This window comes from Pseudoalteromonas sp. NBT06-2, assembly GCF_002276045.1.
Lineage (GTDB): Bacteria > Pseudomonadota > Gammaproteobacteria > Enterobacterales > Alteromonadaceae > Pseudoalteromonas.
In genome coordinates this window covers 1-18,790 of record NZ_NQMR01000005.1, presented here as the reverse complement: position 1 = coordinate 18,790, position 18,790 = coordinate 1, and the positions used below count along the sequence as shown (strand labels likewise).

Sequence of the window (18,790 nt, the reverse complement as noted above, 5' to 3'; positions counted from 1 at the left end):
TTATTTTAAACTTTTAGCCCTTAATTGCTGACATCATATCCCACATCGGTGTAAATATACCTAAAGCTAAAACTAATACCATACCTGCGACTATTGAAATCAAAATTGGCTCAATTTTGGCAGTGAGGCTCTTTAAATCGAAGTCGACTTCACGTTCATAAAACTCTGCTGATTCTTGTAACAATTCATCTACCTGACCTGTTTCTTCGCCTACGGCGACCATTTGTAATACTAGTTGAGAAAACAAACCACTGTTACGAGATACTCTTAATAAACTTTCACCTTTTTCAATACCACGACGCATATCTATTACTTTATATGCCATATAAGCATTGTCGACGGCTTCTGATACTAATGTGAGTCCAGTTGTCATAGGCACACCTGAGCGTAATGTCATGGCAAAACTACGACTATACCGAGATAACAATGAACGTTCAATAATACTACCAACTAATGGTATTTTTAACTTCCACTGGTCCCATTTTAAACGCCCAACTTCTGAGGCAATATAATGACGCACTGCAAAAGCTGTTGCAGCCATACCACCCATTACCGCTCCCCAATAATTAACCATAAAATCAGAGGTCGTTATTAAAATACGAGTCATTAGAGGCAGTTCTGCATTGAATTTTTTAAACATATCGGCAAAGGTCGGTATTACAAAAATATTAAGAATGAACATAGCCGCAACCAATGCAATAATCACAAAAATAGGATAACGCATAGCAGATTTAATTTGTTTGCGGGTTTCTTGTTCACGCTCAAAATAAGCTGCTAGCTGCTCAAATGCCTCTTCAAGCTTACCTGTGCTCTCACCTACCATAACAATAGAGACCATTAGTCGGTTAAAAACCTTTTTATGAGAAGCCATAGCGGTAGATAAATTTCGACCTTGCTCTAATTGCACGGCTAAATCTTTAAGTGTATCACTAAAACGTTGATGGGTTGTTGTTTCGGCTAAACCTATAATAGCGCGAATGATCGGAATACCCGCTTTCATTAAAGAATACATTTGGCGAGAAAAAATAATTAAATGTTCTAAGTTGACTGATTTTTCAAATAAATCATTAATATCAAAATTAGCAGAGTTGGATGATTTTTTTGTTGCCACAATACTCATGGGGATATATTGCTTTTTTAACAAACTGTCAGCCGCAGCGGCATGGTTAGTCGCCTCTAATGTGCCTTTTATCAATTTACCTTGGCTATCTTTAGCCTGATAAGTGAAAAATGCCATTTAGTGTGTCGTTTCCATTGCTTTAACTTCAATTTCAGGCATATTTTCAGCCACTCTAAATACTTCATCTAGGCTAGTGATACCTTGAGTCGCATATTCAAGCGCCATAGTAGAGAGTGGTTCAAAAGAGGGATTTTCACGCGATGCTTTGGCAAAGGCTTGAGTATCAGCCAACCTAAGAGCATCCATCATGGCCTCATTCATTTCTAATAATTCAAATACACCAATTCGCCCTTTAAAACCTGTATGGTTACAGTTAGTACAACCTCGTCCTTTATGGAATTTAAGATCAATCTCTTTTCCATTGCTTAAATATTTTATCCAAGAAGTTTCTTGGCCATCAGGTTGATAATCAATTTTACAGTTATCACATAAACGACGTACTAATCGCTGCGCTAAAATAGCACGTAATGAACTCGCAACTAAGTATGAAGGCGCCCCCATATCAATTAAACGCATTGCGCTCGTTATTGCGTCATTAGTATGAAGTGTAGATAAAACTAAGTGACCTGTTAATGCGCCACGCAAGCCAATCTCTACCGTTTCTTGGTCACGCATTTCCCCCACCATGATGATATCGGGATCTTGTCTTAATGTAGTACGTAAAACGCGAGCAAAATCTAGCCCTATTTTACTATTTACTTGTACTTGGTTAATACGTCCTATACGATATTCCACCGGATCTTCAACCGTAATAATTTTATTATTTGGCTGATTTAATTCACTTAATGCACCATATAAGGTAGTTGTTTTCCCCGAACCAGTAGGACCTGTAACTAATATCATACCGTGCGGGCGTTTTAATATTTCACGCACACGTTTTAACATACGCTCTGGCATACCAGTTTGATCTAACGTTAATAAACCTGCCGATTGGTCTAATAAACGCATTACGACTGATTCACCGTGTTGCACTGGCATAGTTGAGACTCGAATATCTAAACTGTGATTTTTCACTTTTATGTTAAAACGGCCATCTTGCGGTAATCGTTTTTCAGAAATATCTAACCCAGCCATAAGCTTTAGCCTTAAAACTAATGCTGATGCAATGGCAAATTGATTTAAAATACTCTCATGCAATATACCATCTATCCTTTGGCGTATACGTAATAAACCATCATCAGGCTCTATATGTATATCTGATGCACGCATTTGCACTGCATCTTGAAAAATAGACTGCAGTAACTTAACAACAGTTGCATCTGAGGTATCATCATCTAATGCATTTAAATCAAACTCTTCTTCATCTTTATTTTCTTCTTGCAGCTGGCTAGCAAAATTTTCTATTTCCTGGGTTCTACGATATAAGTTATCAAAGGCAGCCATCATTTGACTTTCTTGAATCACCGCTAAAGCAATTTCTTTTGGTGCTAACATAGGTGCTAACTGATCTAAACTACTTAAATCGGCTGGGTCACTCATGCCAAGCAATACATTGTCTCCCTGATCTTCAATTACTAACGCTTTAAAGCGACGAGCAAAGACTTCTGGTAGTAAATTAGCAATACTTGTAGGTATTTTCCTTTGGGCAATATCTAAGAATGGCACATTAAGTTGTTGCGCTAAAAATCGCAATAATTGTGGTTCGCTAATTACGCCTTGGTCAATTAATGTCGCACCAAGTTTACGGCCAGAAGCTTTTTGTACTTTTAATGCACTGAATAAATCTTGCTCTTCAATGATCCCTTCATGAACCAACAGATCACCAAGTCGCATTTTCAGTTTAGGTCTGATCATCTTAATAGCTCTTATTTGTTAAATAATTTTTAGGCGTAAAAAACAACATTATAATAATCCAATTTTTTCTAAGCGTTTTTTAGCGTGATTATGTGCATTGGGTGATAAACCACCTAATTCAATTGCCGTTAAGTAAAATCGTTTGGCATTATGCAAATGACCCAAAGCATCATTTGAAGCCGCCAGTGCTAACCACCATTTTGCCTCACTAGGTTCTAACTGAGTTAATTTACTAAAACAATGTTTAGCAACTTTATGCTCGCCTAGCTGCTGTGAAGCAGTGCCTTTTAAAATCCAAAAATCTACATTTGCACTTACTTCATAGCGCTTTGATAAAACAGGTGCTACCGATTGATAACTGCCTTGCTCTACTAGTATTTTAGCTAACAAAATACGCCAACGCATCACATCAGGATTTAAAGTTAAACCATGCCTTAATATAGATTCTGCTTCTTGTGTTTGCTCACGCCCATAATAAGCAGCAGTCAGTAAACTTCGCGCTTCAATATGCAGTGGCATTAAAATTAACGCTTTGTCTAATGCAGATATTGCATCTTCAATTAAGCCAAATTGAAAAGCCTCTTTACCTTGTACAAACCAATTTTCTGCGCGCGCTCGTGTTGATATTTTTCTTATTTTAGCGACCGCTTTAGGTTTGTTCTGTATGGTGTTTTTAGCAGGTGTATTTTTTATTTTTTTTGCTAATTTAACACTCTTTTTTTCTTGTTTTTTTGTTAATTCATAGGAAATTAAAGGTTTTTCTATTTGTGCAACGGGTGTGCTCTCTGTTTTAGCTAAATCAACTTCAAGCATTTTAATACGCTCATTAGCCATTTTTAAAGACTCCTCTTTAACCTCTTGTAATCTATTGTTTTTATCTAAAGTAGCATTTTGTTTTTCAGCTGTGATTTGCTTTAATTTTGATGGTTCAATTTTGTCAGTCTGAGCAATAGAAGTTGGCTCAGCAGGATTATTTTTGCTTGGTATAAACCAATATGCGCCAATGGCGACGCTCATCGCAATTAAAATTAAACCAATGCGTTGAAATAACTGACGATTATCTCTCACACTTTCAACTTTAACCGTAGGATCTAAATACACAGAGGTATTCAATTCTCTTTGCTCAATATCTTTGAGCATTTTATTTATAACACTCATAGCAGTCCTCTCTTAACCACAGATATTACTGCTGATATCACATAATTAGTTACCATCATAACACTTGCCTCCAAAGCCAAATACCCGCAACAAATGCAGATACTAGAATTGAAGTGGTGATTAATAAAAGGTTATTGTTACTTTCTTTACAATCTTCGGTATCTTTTATCGCCGCTTTAATATGTTTTGCATTAAGCGCTTGAGCACCCTCACCAAAAGCTTGTAATAAAACTTTATGACATAATAAATTAACTAACCTAGGGATACCACGACTCGCCTTTGCAATTTGTAACCCTAAATTGGTTGAAAACAGATTAGGGATACAGTCATTGCCTTGTTCATACTTCCCTGCAATGCTTAGCCTATGTTGAATATAATGAACTACTTCAGAATCATTCATAGGTCTTAATTTATATGAAAAGCTAATCCTTTGCCGTAACTGCCTTACTCTTTCATTTGCCAATTTTTCATCAAGCTCAGGTTGGCCAAATAACACCACTTGCAGCAACTTTTTACTTTCTGTTTCTAGGTTTGTAAATAAGCGTAAAGCTTCTAATGTATCCCAGCTAAGACATTGTGCTTCATCTATGATTAAAACAACTGATTGACCATTTTGATGAAGTTCTAACAGTTTATGTTGAATTTTTTGGATCAATGCTTGCTGATCTAATTGTTCATCTAATTCTAACCCTAGTTCACTCGCAAAAGCCCAACGTAACTCTTCTGGATTTAAATACGAGTTTGGTAAATATGCAGAAACCATATTCACCATATTTTTAGGTAAGCTATTAAGTAGCTTACGACATAACAAGGTTTTACCTGTGCCAACTTCGCCGGTAACTTTTATAAAACCTTCCCCCATATTTAGCGCTGTAAGAAGTACCTGCATCGCTTCATTATGGGGCTCTAACGCACAAAAAAAATCAGTATTTGGCGTTAACGAAAATGGCATTTCCTTAAGGTTAAAAAAACTTAAATACATTTAATTAGCATACCAACTTTTTAATAATTGCATTGAACGCTGTTGTTGTTTTTGCCAAGAGTCAGGCATGACAACTGTAGGTTTTATTAATATGATCAGCTCTTTTTTATCTTGTCGTTTACGAATGTTTTTAAAAAGATTTCCCAGTATTGGCAAATCACCTAAAAAAGGGGTTTTTGACTCTTCATCTGTTGTCACTGTTTGCATTAAACCACCTATAACAACTATTTCCCCAGAAGAAGCTCTTATAATTGTATCCGCTTCTCTAATATTGCTTTGCGCTAAGGGTAAAATAAATTCTTCATTATTAAGTGTAATCACTTTCTTTTGTTCTGCGGTCTCAGTCACCGAAGGGTGAACATGCAAGATCACAGAGCCATTCACATCAATCTGAGGCGTTACATCTAAAGCAATACCAGTAAAAAATGGGGTTAGTTCAATTTCAGGCGTTGTTGTTGTTGAATTACCCGTAACTGTAGTACTTGAAACTTCAGTTACAAAGTATTCATCTTGACCCACTTTAATAACTGCTTTTTGATTATTAATAGCTGTGACTCTAGGGTTAGATAACATTTGTACATCTCCCTGAGTTTCAAGTAAATTGATTACGCCAGAAAAGTCAGTATTTTTAAATGAGATACTTGTTGAACCACCGAGTTCAGCTGCAATAGAGTTTGTTGCAGTACCAACAACAGATCTGCCAAAAGTAATATCAGTACTGCCTATATGTCCTAATACCTCAGTCCAGTTAACGCCTTGTTGGTAGTCATCTTTAAGCGTTACTTCAATTACTTTTGCTTCTAATATAACTTGCCGCTGTAAGCTTTCTTGACTTTTATTTAAAAAATCTTTCATAGCAGCTATTTCACTAGGTAAAGCATGAACCGTCACTAAACTAGCTTGTGGGCTAACAATAACGTAACGACCTTTTTCTTTACCTACTAAAGATTCTAACGCTATTTTTAATTCACTCCAAAAATCAGTATTTGAAGAGCTTTGAATGTTAGCACCATTTAACTGAGAACCACCAGAGCTTAGAGAACCATTACTACCTGATCTGCTTTGATTATTTACACTGTTATTTAAATTACCTGAGCTTGATGAGCTCCCTGCGCCTTGATCAAACTGGCTTACACCACCAGCAACAACACTGACACTTGAACTACCTGAACGACTCATCATTAAATAATTGACAGGAATTGACTCTGTTCTCATTTTAGCTGGTAAAACTTGAACAACTTTTCCATCACGAAAAACATCAATATCATACATGCGAATAATGACTTTAATTACTTCATCTAAACTAACATCTTTTAAGTTTAAGCTGATTTTTCCGCTTACCTCAGGATGAATAGCCACACTATAAGGGGTATCGTCAACTAAACCGACAAAAAAATCTCTGATCTCAACGGCATTAGCCGCAACTTCAAAGCGCTTAATTTCTAGCTCTTTCGGTATTAATAAATTTGAACTAACAGAGCTTAATAACTCTTGAGCTAACGCATCAGGAACAACGTCTTCATTTACTTTTTTAGCACTCTTGGCTTTTGAAATGAGTTCTTCACTAATATGTGGTTGAATTTTATTTTTATTTTCAGTGATTTCGCAACCAGAAAAAAATCCAATGGCTAAAGATAAAATACTAAGCTGATATATTTTTTTAACGTTTAATTTCATAAGAGTAAAGCTCTAATATACGTTGTTCTATTCCTCGAGATAAGTAAACTTTTTTTGCCGTTATTTTGGCAATATGGTATTCACCTACTTTCTCGCCCGCTTTATAAAGTGTTCCAGAAATAATCGCTTTATATCGACCGTTTTTAAAAATTAATGACTGAAGCTTCAATTCAGAGTTTTTATTATCTTCGGAATTAGTACTTGTTGAACTTGTCGTATTATCAGTTAACTTAGGGCGAGTTGGATCAATTAATTGCTGAGAATTAAGTTTACCCGCATTAACACTAATAGCACTGAACAAGCACGTTACTATTAATAGTACTACATTACAGCGCAATAAATTTATCATCTGCACTCACTGTTGCTATCACTAATTTAAGTTCCGCCTTAGGGTACTCCATGACTTTATATTGGAACTGACTTACAAAAAGCTTTTCTTTTATTTTACCAAGGCTTTTTACATAATCTAATAAGCTAAAATAATCACCCACTATTGTAAGTGACATACCATGCTCATAGAAAGCAACTTCCATATTTTTATTTTTTTGCGCTTTATCTTTTTTTGCTTTTTGCCCTATTACGATTGATTTAACAGCTTCTAAACCAAAAGACTTTAACTGCAACGATTGATTAACCGCGAGTAATTTTTTAAGAACTTGCGCCATTTTATATGGTGGAATAAAGCCTTGGCTAAATTGAGATAAATTCTGATCAATCTGTTTTAATTCTAATTTCGATGTTTCAAGTTTATTACGTAAATGTAAAGTATAATCTTGCGCTAAGGTATGACTAAACATATCAATTTTTGTTTTAGCTTGAGTCAACGACAGATGAGTTTGTTTTAGCTGTTTTTTACTATTCGCTATTTCAGTATGTAAAGGCGAAATGACAAACCATACAATTAAATATAAGATTAAAAATAAACCTGTGCCAAGAAGCATATATTTTTCACGTATTTGTAATTGCGATACTTTTTCGCAATACATTCCCCATTGTTGTTTCAAGATTTATCACCTTTATTAATGGTTGCTACACGAAACTCAACTTGTTCTTGGTCATCGATATTTTTAAATTCTAAAACTGAAAATGATTTTCCCGAGAAAAAAGCCGACTTTTTAAGCCCATCAAACCAATAAGGCAACTTAGAAGGTGACAGAGTTAACCCCTTGAGCTCAACTTCGTGGTTAACAAATAGAAACTCAGTTAACCAAATATCTGAATGGTGAAATTGTGCTAAATCAGACATCACATCCGCATAGTTGATTTTATTTCCATCATTACGATTAGATATATATTCAAGCATCTGTTCTTTATGTTGGTACTCTTTTTTTAATCTATTTAGTTGCTGTGATAAAAAGCTTTTATCTTGCTTGACCGCAAGCGCTGTTTGTAACTCATTAACTTTTTCGGTGTATTGAGTCAACTGACGTTTCACCTTAATCAAGTCTTGATTTAAGCTTTTATTAACATAAATTAATATGCTCATATAACCAAGGCAAGCAACAAGCACCATAATCCAAGATAATGCGATATTATTTAAGTTTAATGGATCTTTTACAGGCCTTAATTCAGATAAATAGAGATTAATGCGTTGCTTCATTTTCACTCCTTATCATTTCCATTGCAGCACTGATAGCGAAATGTAAAGATTCATCTTGCCCAGCACAACATGCTAAATGCCTTTGTATTGACATAACCTTAACAGGAAAATGAACTTTTAACTGTTCAACTATTTGCTCTAAATGCTCACTTGGTAAATATAACTGTAATGACTTTAAAGGCGGTTGTTTTAACTGAGATTCAAAAAAATCAATTGAACGCTGAATCTCTAAACTAAAAGAGTCTAGCAGACCCATAGATAAATCTTCCATACTCATATTTGGTAACCGAGAAAACCCTCTTAAACGACGAGAAAATAATAAACACCCCTCTCGTACTATTTGAAGACTCGGCTCTTGTCCAGCATGCTGATATACAATTAAATGCGCTGCAGTATCGACTTCCAGCAAGCTGGTTAATACAAATTCTTCGCAAGTTATCAGTTCAAGTTCAGCTTTACTTTTATGTACTGCTTTGATGATAGGCATTAATAATGATTTATTTGCCGCAAAAACAGATATTCTCTCTTGGCCGCTCTGCATAATTGGATTTTCTATAAAGTCTGCAATAATACTTTCAGCAGGAATAGTAACAAGATCTTTTACAGTCCAGGGAAGCGATTGTTTAATTTCATCAACTGATAAATTAGGTTTATCCATTTGGACTATTTGATACCAATGAACAGGAAGAACAATAGCCATCTTCGCATAATCAACATCTAAATCATTAATGCATATCGTAATTGATTCAATCAACTGAGAATCATTTGTATATGAAACTGTTTTTTCAGCCACTATCAGCCATTGTTCTTGTTTAAACTCTAAGTTAACAGCTATTATTTTATCTAGCTGTACCACAAGACCAATATAGTTAGTGTCACTTTTACCTCGGTTAAAAAAAGGTAATCGCGAAATAAGGTTTTTTATCATATATTTTTTTATTATCACTCAAATAACATGACTCTGTTAAGTTAACCAATAGAGTAAACTATCAGTTATTACTAAAAGATAGCAAGTAGTTTAAAGATAAAGAATTTTCAAAATTAAGTTCATATTAACAGAAACTATGATAGAACACATTTATGAAGAGGATATTTACCAAATAAAACTTACCTTAAACCTTAGAAAATGCACTTAACTCTTGTAATGCTTCACTAAAATAATACCCCTGAGCTCCTACAACACCAAGATTTTTCAATACATCCAACTCTAATTTTTGCTCAACACCAACAGCAAAAACAGGTAAAAAATGACTTTTTGCAAAATGTGTTATTTCTTTTACTTTTTCCTGTTTTTTAATATTAAAATGAATATTGTGAATTAAGTTATAACTTAGTTTAAGAGACTTAATATTATATTTCACAAATACATCATATTTTACTAATTTATCAATTATTGCTCCTTCAACTTTATCTAAAACTAGAGAAATATTATTTTTATTCAATAAATTAAAAATATGCTGTAACTGTGTTTCTTTATTTATTAAATCTACCTCTGCAATTTCTAACACTATATTTTTATTACTTTTCGACATTATTAATACATCTATCAACCATTGAAAAAAGCCAATATCAAGCCAGCTAGTTTGGTATAAATTAATGCTTACTTGTTGATAGCTTCCCTCTGATTTAATCACATTAATAACTTGTGTTACGATTGCTTTATCAAGTAACAACTTTTGCTTCTTAGACTTTATATTTGATAGTAGTTGAGATGCATTAAGCAAACCTAAGGTTTCGTGTCGAATTCTTATTAACGCTTCATGCTGTAAAATATCACCATTAAACATCGAAAAAACAGGCTGAAATAATAATATATAACGTTTTTTTTCTATATATGCTGAAATATCATTAGATGTTAAAGCAAGCAGTTGGGTTTGTGTATGGTGATATGAGCAACAATAATACGATAGCCACTCACTTGTTTTACTGATCATTAATGCCGTCTGTGCCAGTTGATAAACCATCATTTGATTGGCGCCTGCACTGTAATCACACATTCCCATTTTTATGCTTTTTACCAAATTTTGCTGTATTTTATTTTGATCTGCTAATGCAATACTCTGCAAAATTACTTCATGCAATCTGTGTATAAATAAATCACCTCTATCAAAAGGGCCTTTATTAAAAGTTAATGTAAAACAAACTGCATTAATTTTTTTAATAGAAACCTTATTTATTTCTGAAAACTGTTCAGATAATTCTGTTTTAAGTATTGTAAAAAACGCATATGTAATTTCTATTTGAGATACTTCAATAATAACAAATGCTGTTTTAGCTTTTGAATCAATTAAATGAATACCACTTTGCTCAATACCTAATAAAGAGACATTTAATTTTGGCTCTTCGATTACAGTCACTTTTTGATTATTAATAATATAAGGAGTTTGCTTGTTATAATGTGCTTTTTTTGAAAAAAAGCTAAAAAACAGCAATGATTCATAAAGCTTTTTAATAAATTTTACTAGCCTTTTCATGCGATATTTTCAAAAACAAAAGCAATAGTATAAGTGTTGTTCAACAATCACGAGAATTCAAGTTCAGTATGTTTTGTTTTTACGTTAAGCACAAAAAACCTGCATAAAGCAGGTTTTAAATTTCGATAATTTAATAATAAAAATAGTCTGATTATTTTAACTAGAAGTGAACTTGAACACCCAAAAATGGACCTTTTACTTCTAAGTCAGTGGTAATATCATCAATATCATTAAGTTCCATTAATAATGAACGGTAACCAAACTTAACAGCAATATCTACGGCCATATTATCAACTACCTCCCAAGCAACACCTACTTGGAAGTCTTGAATTTTGCTATCATCAATCGCTAATAAACTACCTTCAAAAAACACACTTAAGCCAGTCATAGGTAAACCCACTTCAGCAGCGGCATAACCTAATGGTACATAACCAGAGAAATTAACATTTTCATCTTGTTCTGGTACTCCACCAACAGTGCCTTCCATCGCAACGCTACCGTCAAATTGCTTAACATTAAAACCAAGGTCAATTGAAAGTAATGAGTTATCAAATATTTCATAATACAAAATAAAATCATTATGAGTTAAATCTGCAGTAGTCTTAGTTACAGTTCCAATTTGAAATGAGCTATCACCAAATGAAAAATTTCCTGTACTCGTACCAAATATTTTAATTTCATTATGTTTAATTTTAATATTTGGCACTAAAGGAATTGGATGCTCTAGGGCAACATAAAAACTCGTGAGTGTTTCATCTTCAAAATCAAAAGTCTCAAGAGGCCCACTATCAGAAATACTACCAGTTGACTCTGCTTGCCAAGCTTCTACGCCTGCATAAACACCTAAAATTGTATCAGCTTGAACAAGAGGTGCAGTTAAACCCGAAGCAGCTACAACTGCTAACAAGTGCTTTTTCATAATTTATCCCTGTGATAATAGTTCTGAAAGTTCAATTAAAGCGGCATTTGCTCTAGAGATATAATTAGCCATCACTAAAGAGTGATTTGCGCCAATACCAAAGCCACTGCCATTTAAAATAATAGGGCTCCAAACAGTATCCTGAGTCGCTTCTAACTCTCTGATTATTTGTTGTAAACTGATTTTAGCATTTTTTTTCTCTAAAACATCAGAAAAATCAAATTCAGCCGCCTTTAAAAAATGAAGCAACGCCCATGAAGCACCTCGCGCTTCATAAAACACATCATCAATTTTTAACCAAGGTGTTTTTATTTGGCTCTGTTGTGGGCTATAAGTAGCTTGCTGCGCTGCGCTATCACCTGCTAAATCGGTATTAATACGCTCTTGACCAACACTCGCACTTAATCTTTGACTTAAACTTCCTAATCTCTTTTCTGACTCTTTTAACCATGATCTTAAATTATCAGCACGGGCATAAAATTGACTTGAGTTTACCGCTGTATTCGCAATGCCATCTCTGTATTGAATTAAAAAATCAATGCCTTTTTGATATTCAGATTCAGCACTTGGCCAAGCCCAAGCCGTTGAACTAATATTAAATTGTGGCTGTGCTTTTTTAAGTGCTTGGTGTTCAGTAGATTGAGACTGTGAACGACTAAAATCTTTACGCATAGATAATGCTAAGTCTCGAATCATCTCTAAAGCACCGTATTCCCAAGCGGGTATATTGTCCATCATGACTGAAGGCGGAATCATATCATTCGATAAATAACCACCTGGTTTATCTAATAATGTATTCGCCACTGCAATTAATGTTGAAGTCGTGACATAGCCAACAACTAGCTTTTGATTTTTTTCATTTGCTTGCTGCTGCGCATATTGTTTTACATTGAAAACAGTAGGTTCAAAACTCCAATAAACAGCAATCAAATAATTAATTAATAATACCCCTAATAGCCCAGCGGTTATCTTGCCTTTATGCTCTAACATATTATTTCCTTAATGATGGCTATGGTTTTGTTTTTCTTCACCAAGCTTTATAACATCGGCTTGAATAGAAATAGATTCACCTTTAGTAAAGTGAAGTGTTAATTTGATTTTATCCCCAGGTTTTGGAAATTGAATTGGTTCGAATAACATTAAATGCAGACCGCCCGGCCGAAAATGCACTTGATGATAAGCATTTATATCAAGTGAGTGTAATCGACTCATTTTCATCATGCCATTAATAAATTTATGTTGATGAATTTCAACCCGCTTTATACCTTCAACTTCAGCACTTACAAGAGTACGTATATCTTTAGTATCATTATCTAAAGTAAAATATGCGACACTATTGCTTGCCCCAGGTATAAATGAGCGTACTTGAACATCAATTAAAGTTGTATGCGCTATTGCAGAGTTAATATAAAAAATACAAAAAGCTGAAATAAATACTAAAAACCTCATAAATGTACCCAATTTATTCAATGAGTATTTATTTTACCTTAACATGTGCTCAGGCGCACTTATCTCATTGTATTAATTTGTATTAATAAATACATTCATTAATATCACGCAGAAGCAGATTTTTTTTCTCCTACAAGTAGCCAAATCACTAAGCCGATTAATAAAAACGGCCATAAAACAGCAACGCCACTAAACAGTAATGCACTTGCAACTACGAGTAAACTTGCTCCGATAATGCCTGCGATCCCGACAGTAAGAAATATACACACCGCAGTCACAACAAGAATAGCTAAACTTACAAGCAGTACTGTTGCTATCGGCTCTATCCATAAATCATCAAATTGAAAGTTAAATGGCCAGTAAATATGGAAATGATCGAAGTTAAAAAAACCACACATATATAAAAATAACATCAAGCTAATGATAATCAGTGTTTTCATAAAATCCCCTAACCCTAAATCAATCAGATTTAGGGTAGTATTAAAGCTTTAAAACTCATAACGCTCTGGCAATACCATTGCGCCAATAAAATAACCAATTAAAACTGCAACTGGAAACATGAAAAATAAAAACAATGTCACTAAACGTACCGTCCAAACAGGAAAGTTATTACTATGCGCTAAACCTGCACATACACCTGATATTTTTTTATTTAACTTATCTTTATAAAATGAATTTGTATTTTGATATTTACTCACTACTTTCCCCTCAGGTTTATAATTAAGCCGCAACTTTCTTTTTAAGTTCAGCTAATTGCGTTTCAATTACATCATTTATTTCAAGCTCATTAAATTGCTGCTGCAAACTGGGTGCTTTGCCTAAATCATACGACTCAACTTTCGCTTCAATTTCATCTACTTTTCGCTCTACAGACCCAAAGCGCTCTAACGCTTTATTGATCTGTTCGCTATGAAGTTGCGCTTTTATTTTTAACCTAGAAGTGATCGTTTCTTCTTTGTTCATTATGCTAGCTTGCCTTGCTTTTACGTGTTCTAATTTAGCTTGTAAGCTATCTGCATCAGTTTTTAATTGATTTAAAGCAGAATCGATCTTAATCATCTCAGCATCTAAATTTTCAACAACTTTCACAGCTTTGTTCTTTTCTATTAAAGCCGATTTTGCTAAATCATCTCGTTGCTTCTCAAGCGCTAACTCCGCTTTTTGTTGCCAAAAGTCAATATATTCATTTGATGCAGTTATTTCTCGGTTAAGTGCTTTTTTATCACCAAAAAATCCAGCTTGAGTCCTTCTTACTTCGATTAATGTCTCTTCCATTTCTTGGATCACTAGACGTACTAACTTTTCAGTGTCTTCAGCCTTATCCAGTGCTGATAAAACATTTGATTGAATAATATCTGTTAGACGAGTAAATACTCCCATAACCATTCTCCTTGTTGATTAATAATGATTTTTTCATTTATATATTACTCATTACAATTGCTGTGCCAACTAGAATCAAAAACAAAAAGTAATTAAAAAACAATGATTTGAATGTGAATTTAAAAATAAAACCTAGTGATACTATAAATTTAATTATTCTAAAATTTCAAATTTTAGTTAATTTAACCACTGCAAATAGCCAAATTGACCAGTATGATTTTCTAGTAATATTTATAACAAAAATGAATTGCGTTAGATATGAAAATTAAAATGCACAGAAAAATTTAAAGTAATATCAATTATATTAATTAAGCGATCTAATATAAGTAAGGATAAATTTTCAATAGCAAGGCGCTTGATTGAGCAATAGCTGGCCTATTGGGATTGAAAGCAAGCAGCTATTGCATATTTAGACCATTTAGATTGATCATATATTTATTTGAATTGGTATCCCGTACTACTTGGCAATGCAGATTTCAGAGCATGGGTATATACCCAAACCACTTCAAGATGCAGGATTCAGTTGGAAGTAGAAATACTTTAGGCTAGGCATTGATTGAAGAACATGGTTATTCCCTTTTCAAAATCAATAACGCTACATAAAGTATTTATAAACCAACCTTACAGGGACTTCTGAGCAAATCATGCTCGTTGTTGCCTGCATGGATGTAGGTACTAGAGCAATGCAGGAGCATATTGCCGGTCCATCTTTTTTTAAGGGAGTAACCATTAATGCAAAGATGCGCCTAGATCATGAATTGCTCAGCAGTCCTGAACCTCACATCTTGAAGTGGCTTGGGTATAAGTTATGGGATCGAAGTTAGGTGAATTTTTATTGAGAGGTATTACAATGGTTTTTTTGATAGTTCCAGATAGCTTGATGAATGGCATTAGTTTTAAGCGTAAAAGTACATTTATTGGAGCCTTAATCAAAATACAACTTAAATAACAATATGAAGTGATTAAGTTTTGACTTATCAATTCTTACAGCTTTGAATAATAAGGCAGTTTTTGAAATAAGTTAACGCCAATATATGTTGCAACCATGCTCAATACAGGGATTAAGAATAATGTTAAAAGCGGAAATAAATCAACCATGAGAGCTACCTAACCTTGTGCTAACCATTAATAATAGACTGTAAAATAACTTAATTACTTTGTAATTATTTTATAAAGTGATAAATGGTTAATATAAATGATGAATGGAAAACAATGATAAATTTAACTTAAACCAAATTAAGCTAAATTCACCTTCGAGCAAAGCACCATTGCATTAAAATGCGCGCTCGACGACTAAGCTGAACTCCCATAAACGTCAATAACAAACTTGCTACAGGTGTTAGTAAGATACTGAACAATAACGATGATTGAATCATAAAACATCCCTACTTAGTTACTTGAGCAATAATAAAAGATTTGGATTTAGTATTAGACTGAACTTTAAGATCTCTAATAATGACACGATTCGGACGAATTACATGATTAAAATTATTTAAAGTCATTTGAATACTCTTATGAGTCTCTATTTCTATTTGAGCTTTTGTTTCGTTAATCTGAGATAAAACAGTGTGTTTCACCATAGTTTTTAAATTTACTTGCTCTGCGTTTGCTGAAGCAGTTAAACCTAAAATTGTAAAAATTCCAACTGCAACTTTTTGAGTAAACTTTAACATTTTATTCTCCTTGGAATTAAATAATGTCGATTTTTTTAAAGTTACATTAGGTATTACAAGGTATGTGCCAAGTATAAAAGTAAAAAACAAGACATTGATTTTTAAGATATATTTAAATTTTAGTTTTTGAAAGTGGTTAATTTAACGAATTAATTGGTGATTTTGACTATGAAATTATAAATTTAATTTTACTATTCTTCCGATTTCGGGAATCTAAATCCCGAAAACAATACATTATTCATTACTTGATGCGTTAATAAGTATCTTTAGACCATTTAAAATGGTCACATTTTTAATGATATTTGTATTATTCAGCCACAAATGACAACGCTTTTTCCATCGTACTAACATCAGCTTGTTTACCATGACCATTTTCAGATAGATGACGACGATATGAACGTGCACCAGGCAAGCCTTGAAACATGCCTAACATATGGCGAGCGACGTGCCAAAAGTTTGCACCTTTACACATTTCATCTTCAATATAATCATACATATTACGTACAACTTGATGACGTGTAACTGAATTAACTGTTTCGTTACCATAAATAAGCTGATCGACTTGGGCAAGTATAAATGGATTTGCATATGCTTCACGCCCCATCATTACACCATCTAACTTTTTCAAATGAGAAATAGAATCATTAAGCGTTTTTACTCCACCGTTAATACTAATATCTAAGTGAGGGTAGTCCTTTTTAAGTTGATATACACGTTCATAATCAAGCGGCGGTACTTCCCTATTTTCTTTCGGGCTTAGACCATTTAACCATGCTTTACGCGCATGAATAATATAATCATCACAACCAACTTTATGTGTAGTATCAATAAAATCACATAAAAATTCATACGAATCTTGTTCATCTATACCAATTCGTGTTTTTAAAGTAACAGGAATATCCACTTTTGCTTTCATAGCAGAAACACATTCAGCGACCAATTTGGGCTCTGCCATTAAACACGCACCAAAACGTCCATTTTGTACACGATCTGATGGACATCCTACATTCAGATTTATTTCATTATAACCACGATTTTGAGCCAATTTAGCACACTCAGCCAAAGCTTCAGGATCTGAACCTCCTAACTGCAAAGCAACAGGTTGCTCGTGATGGTTAAAATGTAAATAATCACCTCGACCAAATAAAATAGCACCAGTCGTTACCATTTCAGTATATAAAACAGTATTTTTAGTTAACTGACGATGAAAAGTACGACAATGACGATCAGTCCAATCAAGCATGGGCGCAATGGAGAAGCGTCTAAAGCTTGTATCTACTGGTTTTACTGGCTTTAAGCCTTGTTTTACTGCGTTGTTCATTTATGTTTAATTGCCCTGAATTACCTGTAATTTCGTTTAATTTTCATATATAGCGCCCCTTATGGGCCCCTCTTGGGGTAGGACTACTAACGGTAATAACGGAATATGGCATCATTTAATATTGAAAAACGTGCAAAGGTAAGTGGAGAGTTTAGCTACCGCTGTACTGTGCGCGTTAAAGAATCTGGCAAAATTATACACCGTGACTCAAAAACTTTCAGCAAAAAAGAAGTTGCACGTAACTGGGGTTTGGCACGCTGCGTGAATTTAGAGGAGGAGGGCACCTTAAATAAGCAAAAAGTGGTGTCGCTTTTTATACTTTAATAATCATGCTCTGTGGAACAATACAGGTAGAACTAAACAGTATGTAATTAAAATGCTTATGGATTGTGATATATCAAAAATTAAAAGTAATGCTTTGAAGTGTAGTGACCTAATAGAGCATTGTAATAATAGAAAAAGTTCAGGTGCTGGTCCTGCAACTATATATCATGATATTGCTTATTTACGTTCTGTAATGAAAAAAGCCTCACCTGTTTGGAATGTATCAGCAAACTTTCAAGTTTTTGAAGAAGCGGTACCCGTTCTAATTGAAATGGGTTTAGTTGGTAAAAGCCAAAAACGAACTAGGCGACCAACTGAAAATGAATTAGATGAATTGCGTGAAGGCTTAAAACAAAGAATGGAGTACCGTCCAAACAGTAAAGTGCGTATTCCTTTTTTAGATATTTTAGATTTTTCTATAATAACTTGTATGCGAATTGGTGAAGTTTGCAAGTTGCGTTGGGAGGATTTAAACGAAGATCACAAAACAATTTTAGTACGGGACCGAAAAGACCCACGCAAAAAAGAAGGTAATCACATGATAGTACCTTTATTGGCAGGCAGTTTTGATATTGCTAAAAAACAAAGTCGTGATAGTGATTTAATTTTTCCCTTTAATTCACGTTCTGTTACCGCGGGTTTTCAAAAGGTGCGTTCTGATTTAGGTATTGAAGATTTACGTTATCACGATTTACGTCGTGAAGGTGCAAGCCGATTATTTGAAAAAGGTTACTCTATTGAAGAAGTAGCCCAAGTTACTGCCCACCGCAATTTAAATATTTTATGGCAAGTTTACACGCAGCTATTCCCACATAAATTACATGATAAATTTAACCAACAATAGGCGATAAAGTATCTT

19 protein-coding genes and 1 pseudogene are annotated in these 18,790 nt (G+C 33.9%); 2 read left to right on the top strand and 18 right to left on the bottom strand.

The features are described 5' to 3' along the window. Positions 1-13: 13 nt before the first annotated feature. The 16 genes from CJF42_RS01765 to pspA form a co-directional block, all read right to left on the bottom strand. Positions 14-1,237, bottom strand: coding sequence for a type II secretion system F family protein (locus CJF42_RS01765; protein ID WP_095365024.1), 1,224 nt, complete (start codon positions 1,235-1,237; stop codon positions 14-16). Further along, positions 1,238-2,971: a GspE/PulE family protein gene (locus CJF42_RS01760; protein WP_286203459.1), complete on the bottom strand. Its 1,734-nt coding sequence runs from the start codon at positions 2,969-2,971 to the stop codon at positions 1,238-1,240. A gap of 51 nt (positions 2,972-3,022) precedes the next feature. Further along, positions 3,023-4,132 carry a tetratricopeptide repeat protein gene (locus CJF42_RS01755; protein WP_095365022.1) on the bottom strand — a complete coding sequence of 370 codons (1,110 nt, stop codon included), beginning with the start codon at positions 4,130-4,132 and terminating at the stop codon, positions 3,023-3,025. Between the two features lie 55 nt (positions 4,133-4,187). Beyond that, positions 4,188-5,114, bottom strand: coding sequence for an ExeA family protein (locus tag CJF42_RS01750; RefSeq protein WP_095365021.1), 927 nt, complete (start codon positions 5,112-5,114; stop codon positions 4,188-4,190). Then, positions 5,115-6,791: a pilus (MSHA type) biogenesis protein MshL gene (gene mshL, locus CJF42_RS01745; protein WP_095365020.1), complete on the bottom strand. Its 1,677-nt coding sequence runs from the start codon at positions 6,789-6,791 to the stop codon at positions 5,115-5,117. Beyond that, a complete protein-coding gene (locus tag CJF42_RS01740) occupies positions 6,775-7,092 on the bottom strand; it encodes an agglutinin biogenesis protein MshK (RefSeq protein ID WP_212668769.1) in 318 nt (105 codons plus the stop codon). Before CJF42_RS01740 ends, mshL begins: the two co-directional genes overlap by 17 nt. Before the next feature lie 25 nt (positions 7,093-7,117). Continuing rightward, a complete protein-coding gene (locus tag CJF42_RS01735; protein WP_095365018.1) occupies positions 7,118-7,795 on the bottom strand; it encodes a type II secretion system protein M in 678 nt (225 codons plus the stop codon). Beyond that, positions 7,792-8,391, bottom strand: a complete 600-nt coding sequence (locus CJF42_RS01730) for a PilN domain-containing protein (protein WP_095365017.1) — start codon at positions 8,389-8,391, stop codon at positions 7,792-7,794. The genes CJF42_RS01735 and CJF42_RS01730 overlap by 4 nt, the downstream gene beginning before the upstream one ends. Further along, on the bottom strand, positions 8,375-9,319 hold the full coding sequence (locus tag CJF42_RS01725) for a hypothetical protein (RefSeq protein ID WP_095365016.1): 945 nt from the start codon (positions 9,317-9,319) through the stop codon (positions 8,375-8,377). The genes CJF42_RS01730 and CJF42_RS01725 overlap by 17 nt, the downstream gene beginning before the upstream one ends. Before the next feature lie 184 nt (positions 9,320-9,503). After that, a complete protein-coding gene (locus CJF42_RS01720; protein WP_095365015.1) occupies positions 9,504-10,865 on the bottom strand; it encodes an EAL domain-containing protein in 1,362 nt (453 codons plus the stop codon). 160 nt (positions 10,866-11,025) lie between these two features. Then, the gene (locus CJF42_RS01715) at positions 11,026-11,784 is read right to left on the bottom strand and encodes a TIGR04219 family outer membrane beta-barrel protein (protein WP_095365014.1); all 759 of its coding nucleotides are present in this window, start codon (positions 11,782-11,784) and stop codon (positions 11,026-11,028) included. 3 nt (positions 11,785-11,787) lie between these two features. Continuing rightward, on the bottom strand, positions 11,788-12,774 hold the full coding sequence (locus CJF42_RS01710) for a DUF2333 family protein (RefSeq protein ID WP_095365013.1): 987 nt from the start codon (positions 12,772-12,774) through the stop codon (positions 11,788-11,790). 9 nt (positions 12,775-12,783) lie between these two features. Further along, a complete protein-coding gene (locus tag CJF42_RS01705) occupies positions 12,784-13,233 on the bottom strand; it encodes a copper chaperone PCu(A)C (RefSeq protein WP_095365012.1) in 450 nt (149 codons plus the stop codon). A gap of 104 nt (positions 13,234-13,337) precedes the next feature. Continuing rightward, entirely contained in the window at positions 13,338-13,673 is a 336-nt protein-coding gene (locus CJF42_RS01700) for a hypothetical protein (RefSeq protein ID WP_095365011.1), read from the bottom strand. Between the two features lie 48 nt (positions 13,674-13,721). Then, positions 13,722-13,931 (bottom strand): PspC domain-containing protein, encoded by a 210-nt coding sequence (locus CJF42_RS01695; RefSeq protein ID WP_095365010.1) that lies wholly within the window; start codon positions 13,929-13,931, stop codon positions 13,722-13,724. Between the two features lie 22 nt (positions 13,932-13,953). Continuing rightward, on the bottom strand, positions 13,954-14,613 hold the full coding sequence (pspA, locus tag CJF42_RS01690; protein WP_095365009.1) for a phage shock protein PspA: 660 nt from the start codon (positions 14,611-14,613) through the stop codon (positions 13,954-13,956). Between the two features lie 644 nt (positions 14,614-15,257). On the opposite strand from pspA, the gene CJF42_RS01685 reads away from it, so the two are divergent. Further along, on the top strand, positions 15,258-15,437 hold the full coding sequence (locus CJF42_RS01685; protein WP_095365008.1) for a hypothetical protein: 180 nt from the start codon (positions 15,258-15,260) through the stop codon (positions 15,435-15,437). Between the two features lie 561 nt (positions 15,438-15,998). Here the strand turns inward: CJF42_RS01685 and CJF42_RS01680 are convergent. Together CJF42_RS01680 and dusA are read right to left on the bottom strand one after the other, a co-directional pair. After that, positions 15,999-16,286: a hypothetical protein gene (locus tag CJF42_RS01680; protein WP_095365007.1), complete on the bottom strand. Its 288-nt coding sequence runs from the start codon at positions 16,284-16,286 to the stop codon at positions 15,999-16,001. 307 nt (positions 16,287-16,593) lie between these two features. Then, the gene (gene dusA / locus CJF42_RS01675; RefSeq protein WP_095365006.1) at positions 16,594-17,607 is read right to left on the bottom strand and encodes a tRNA dihydrouridine(20/20a) synthase DusA; all 1,014 of its coding nucleotides are present in this window, start codon (positions 17,605-17,607) and stop codon (positions 16,594-16,596) included. Positions 17,608-17,712: 105 nt separating this feature from the next. Between dusA and CJF42_RS01670 the strand changes: the two are divergent. Next, a pseudogene (locus CJF42_RS01670) lies at positions 17,713-18,775 on the top strand (site-specific integrase). Positions 18,776-18,790: the final 15 nt, after the last annotated feature.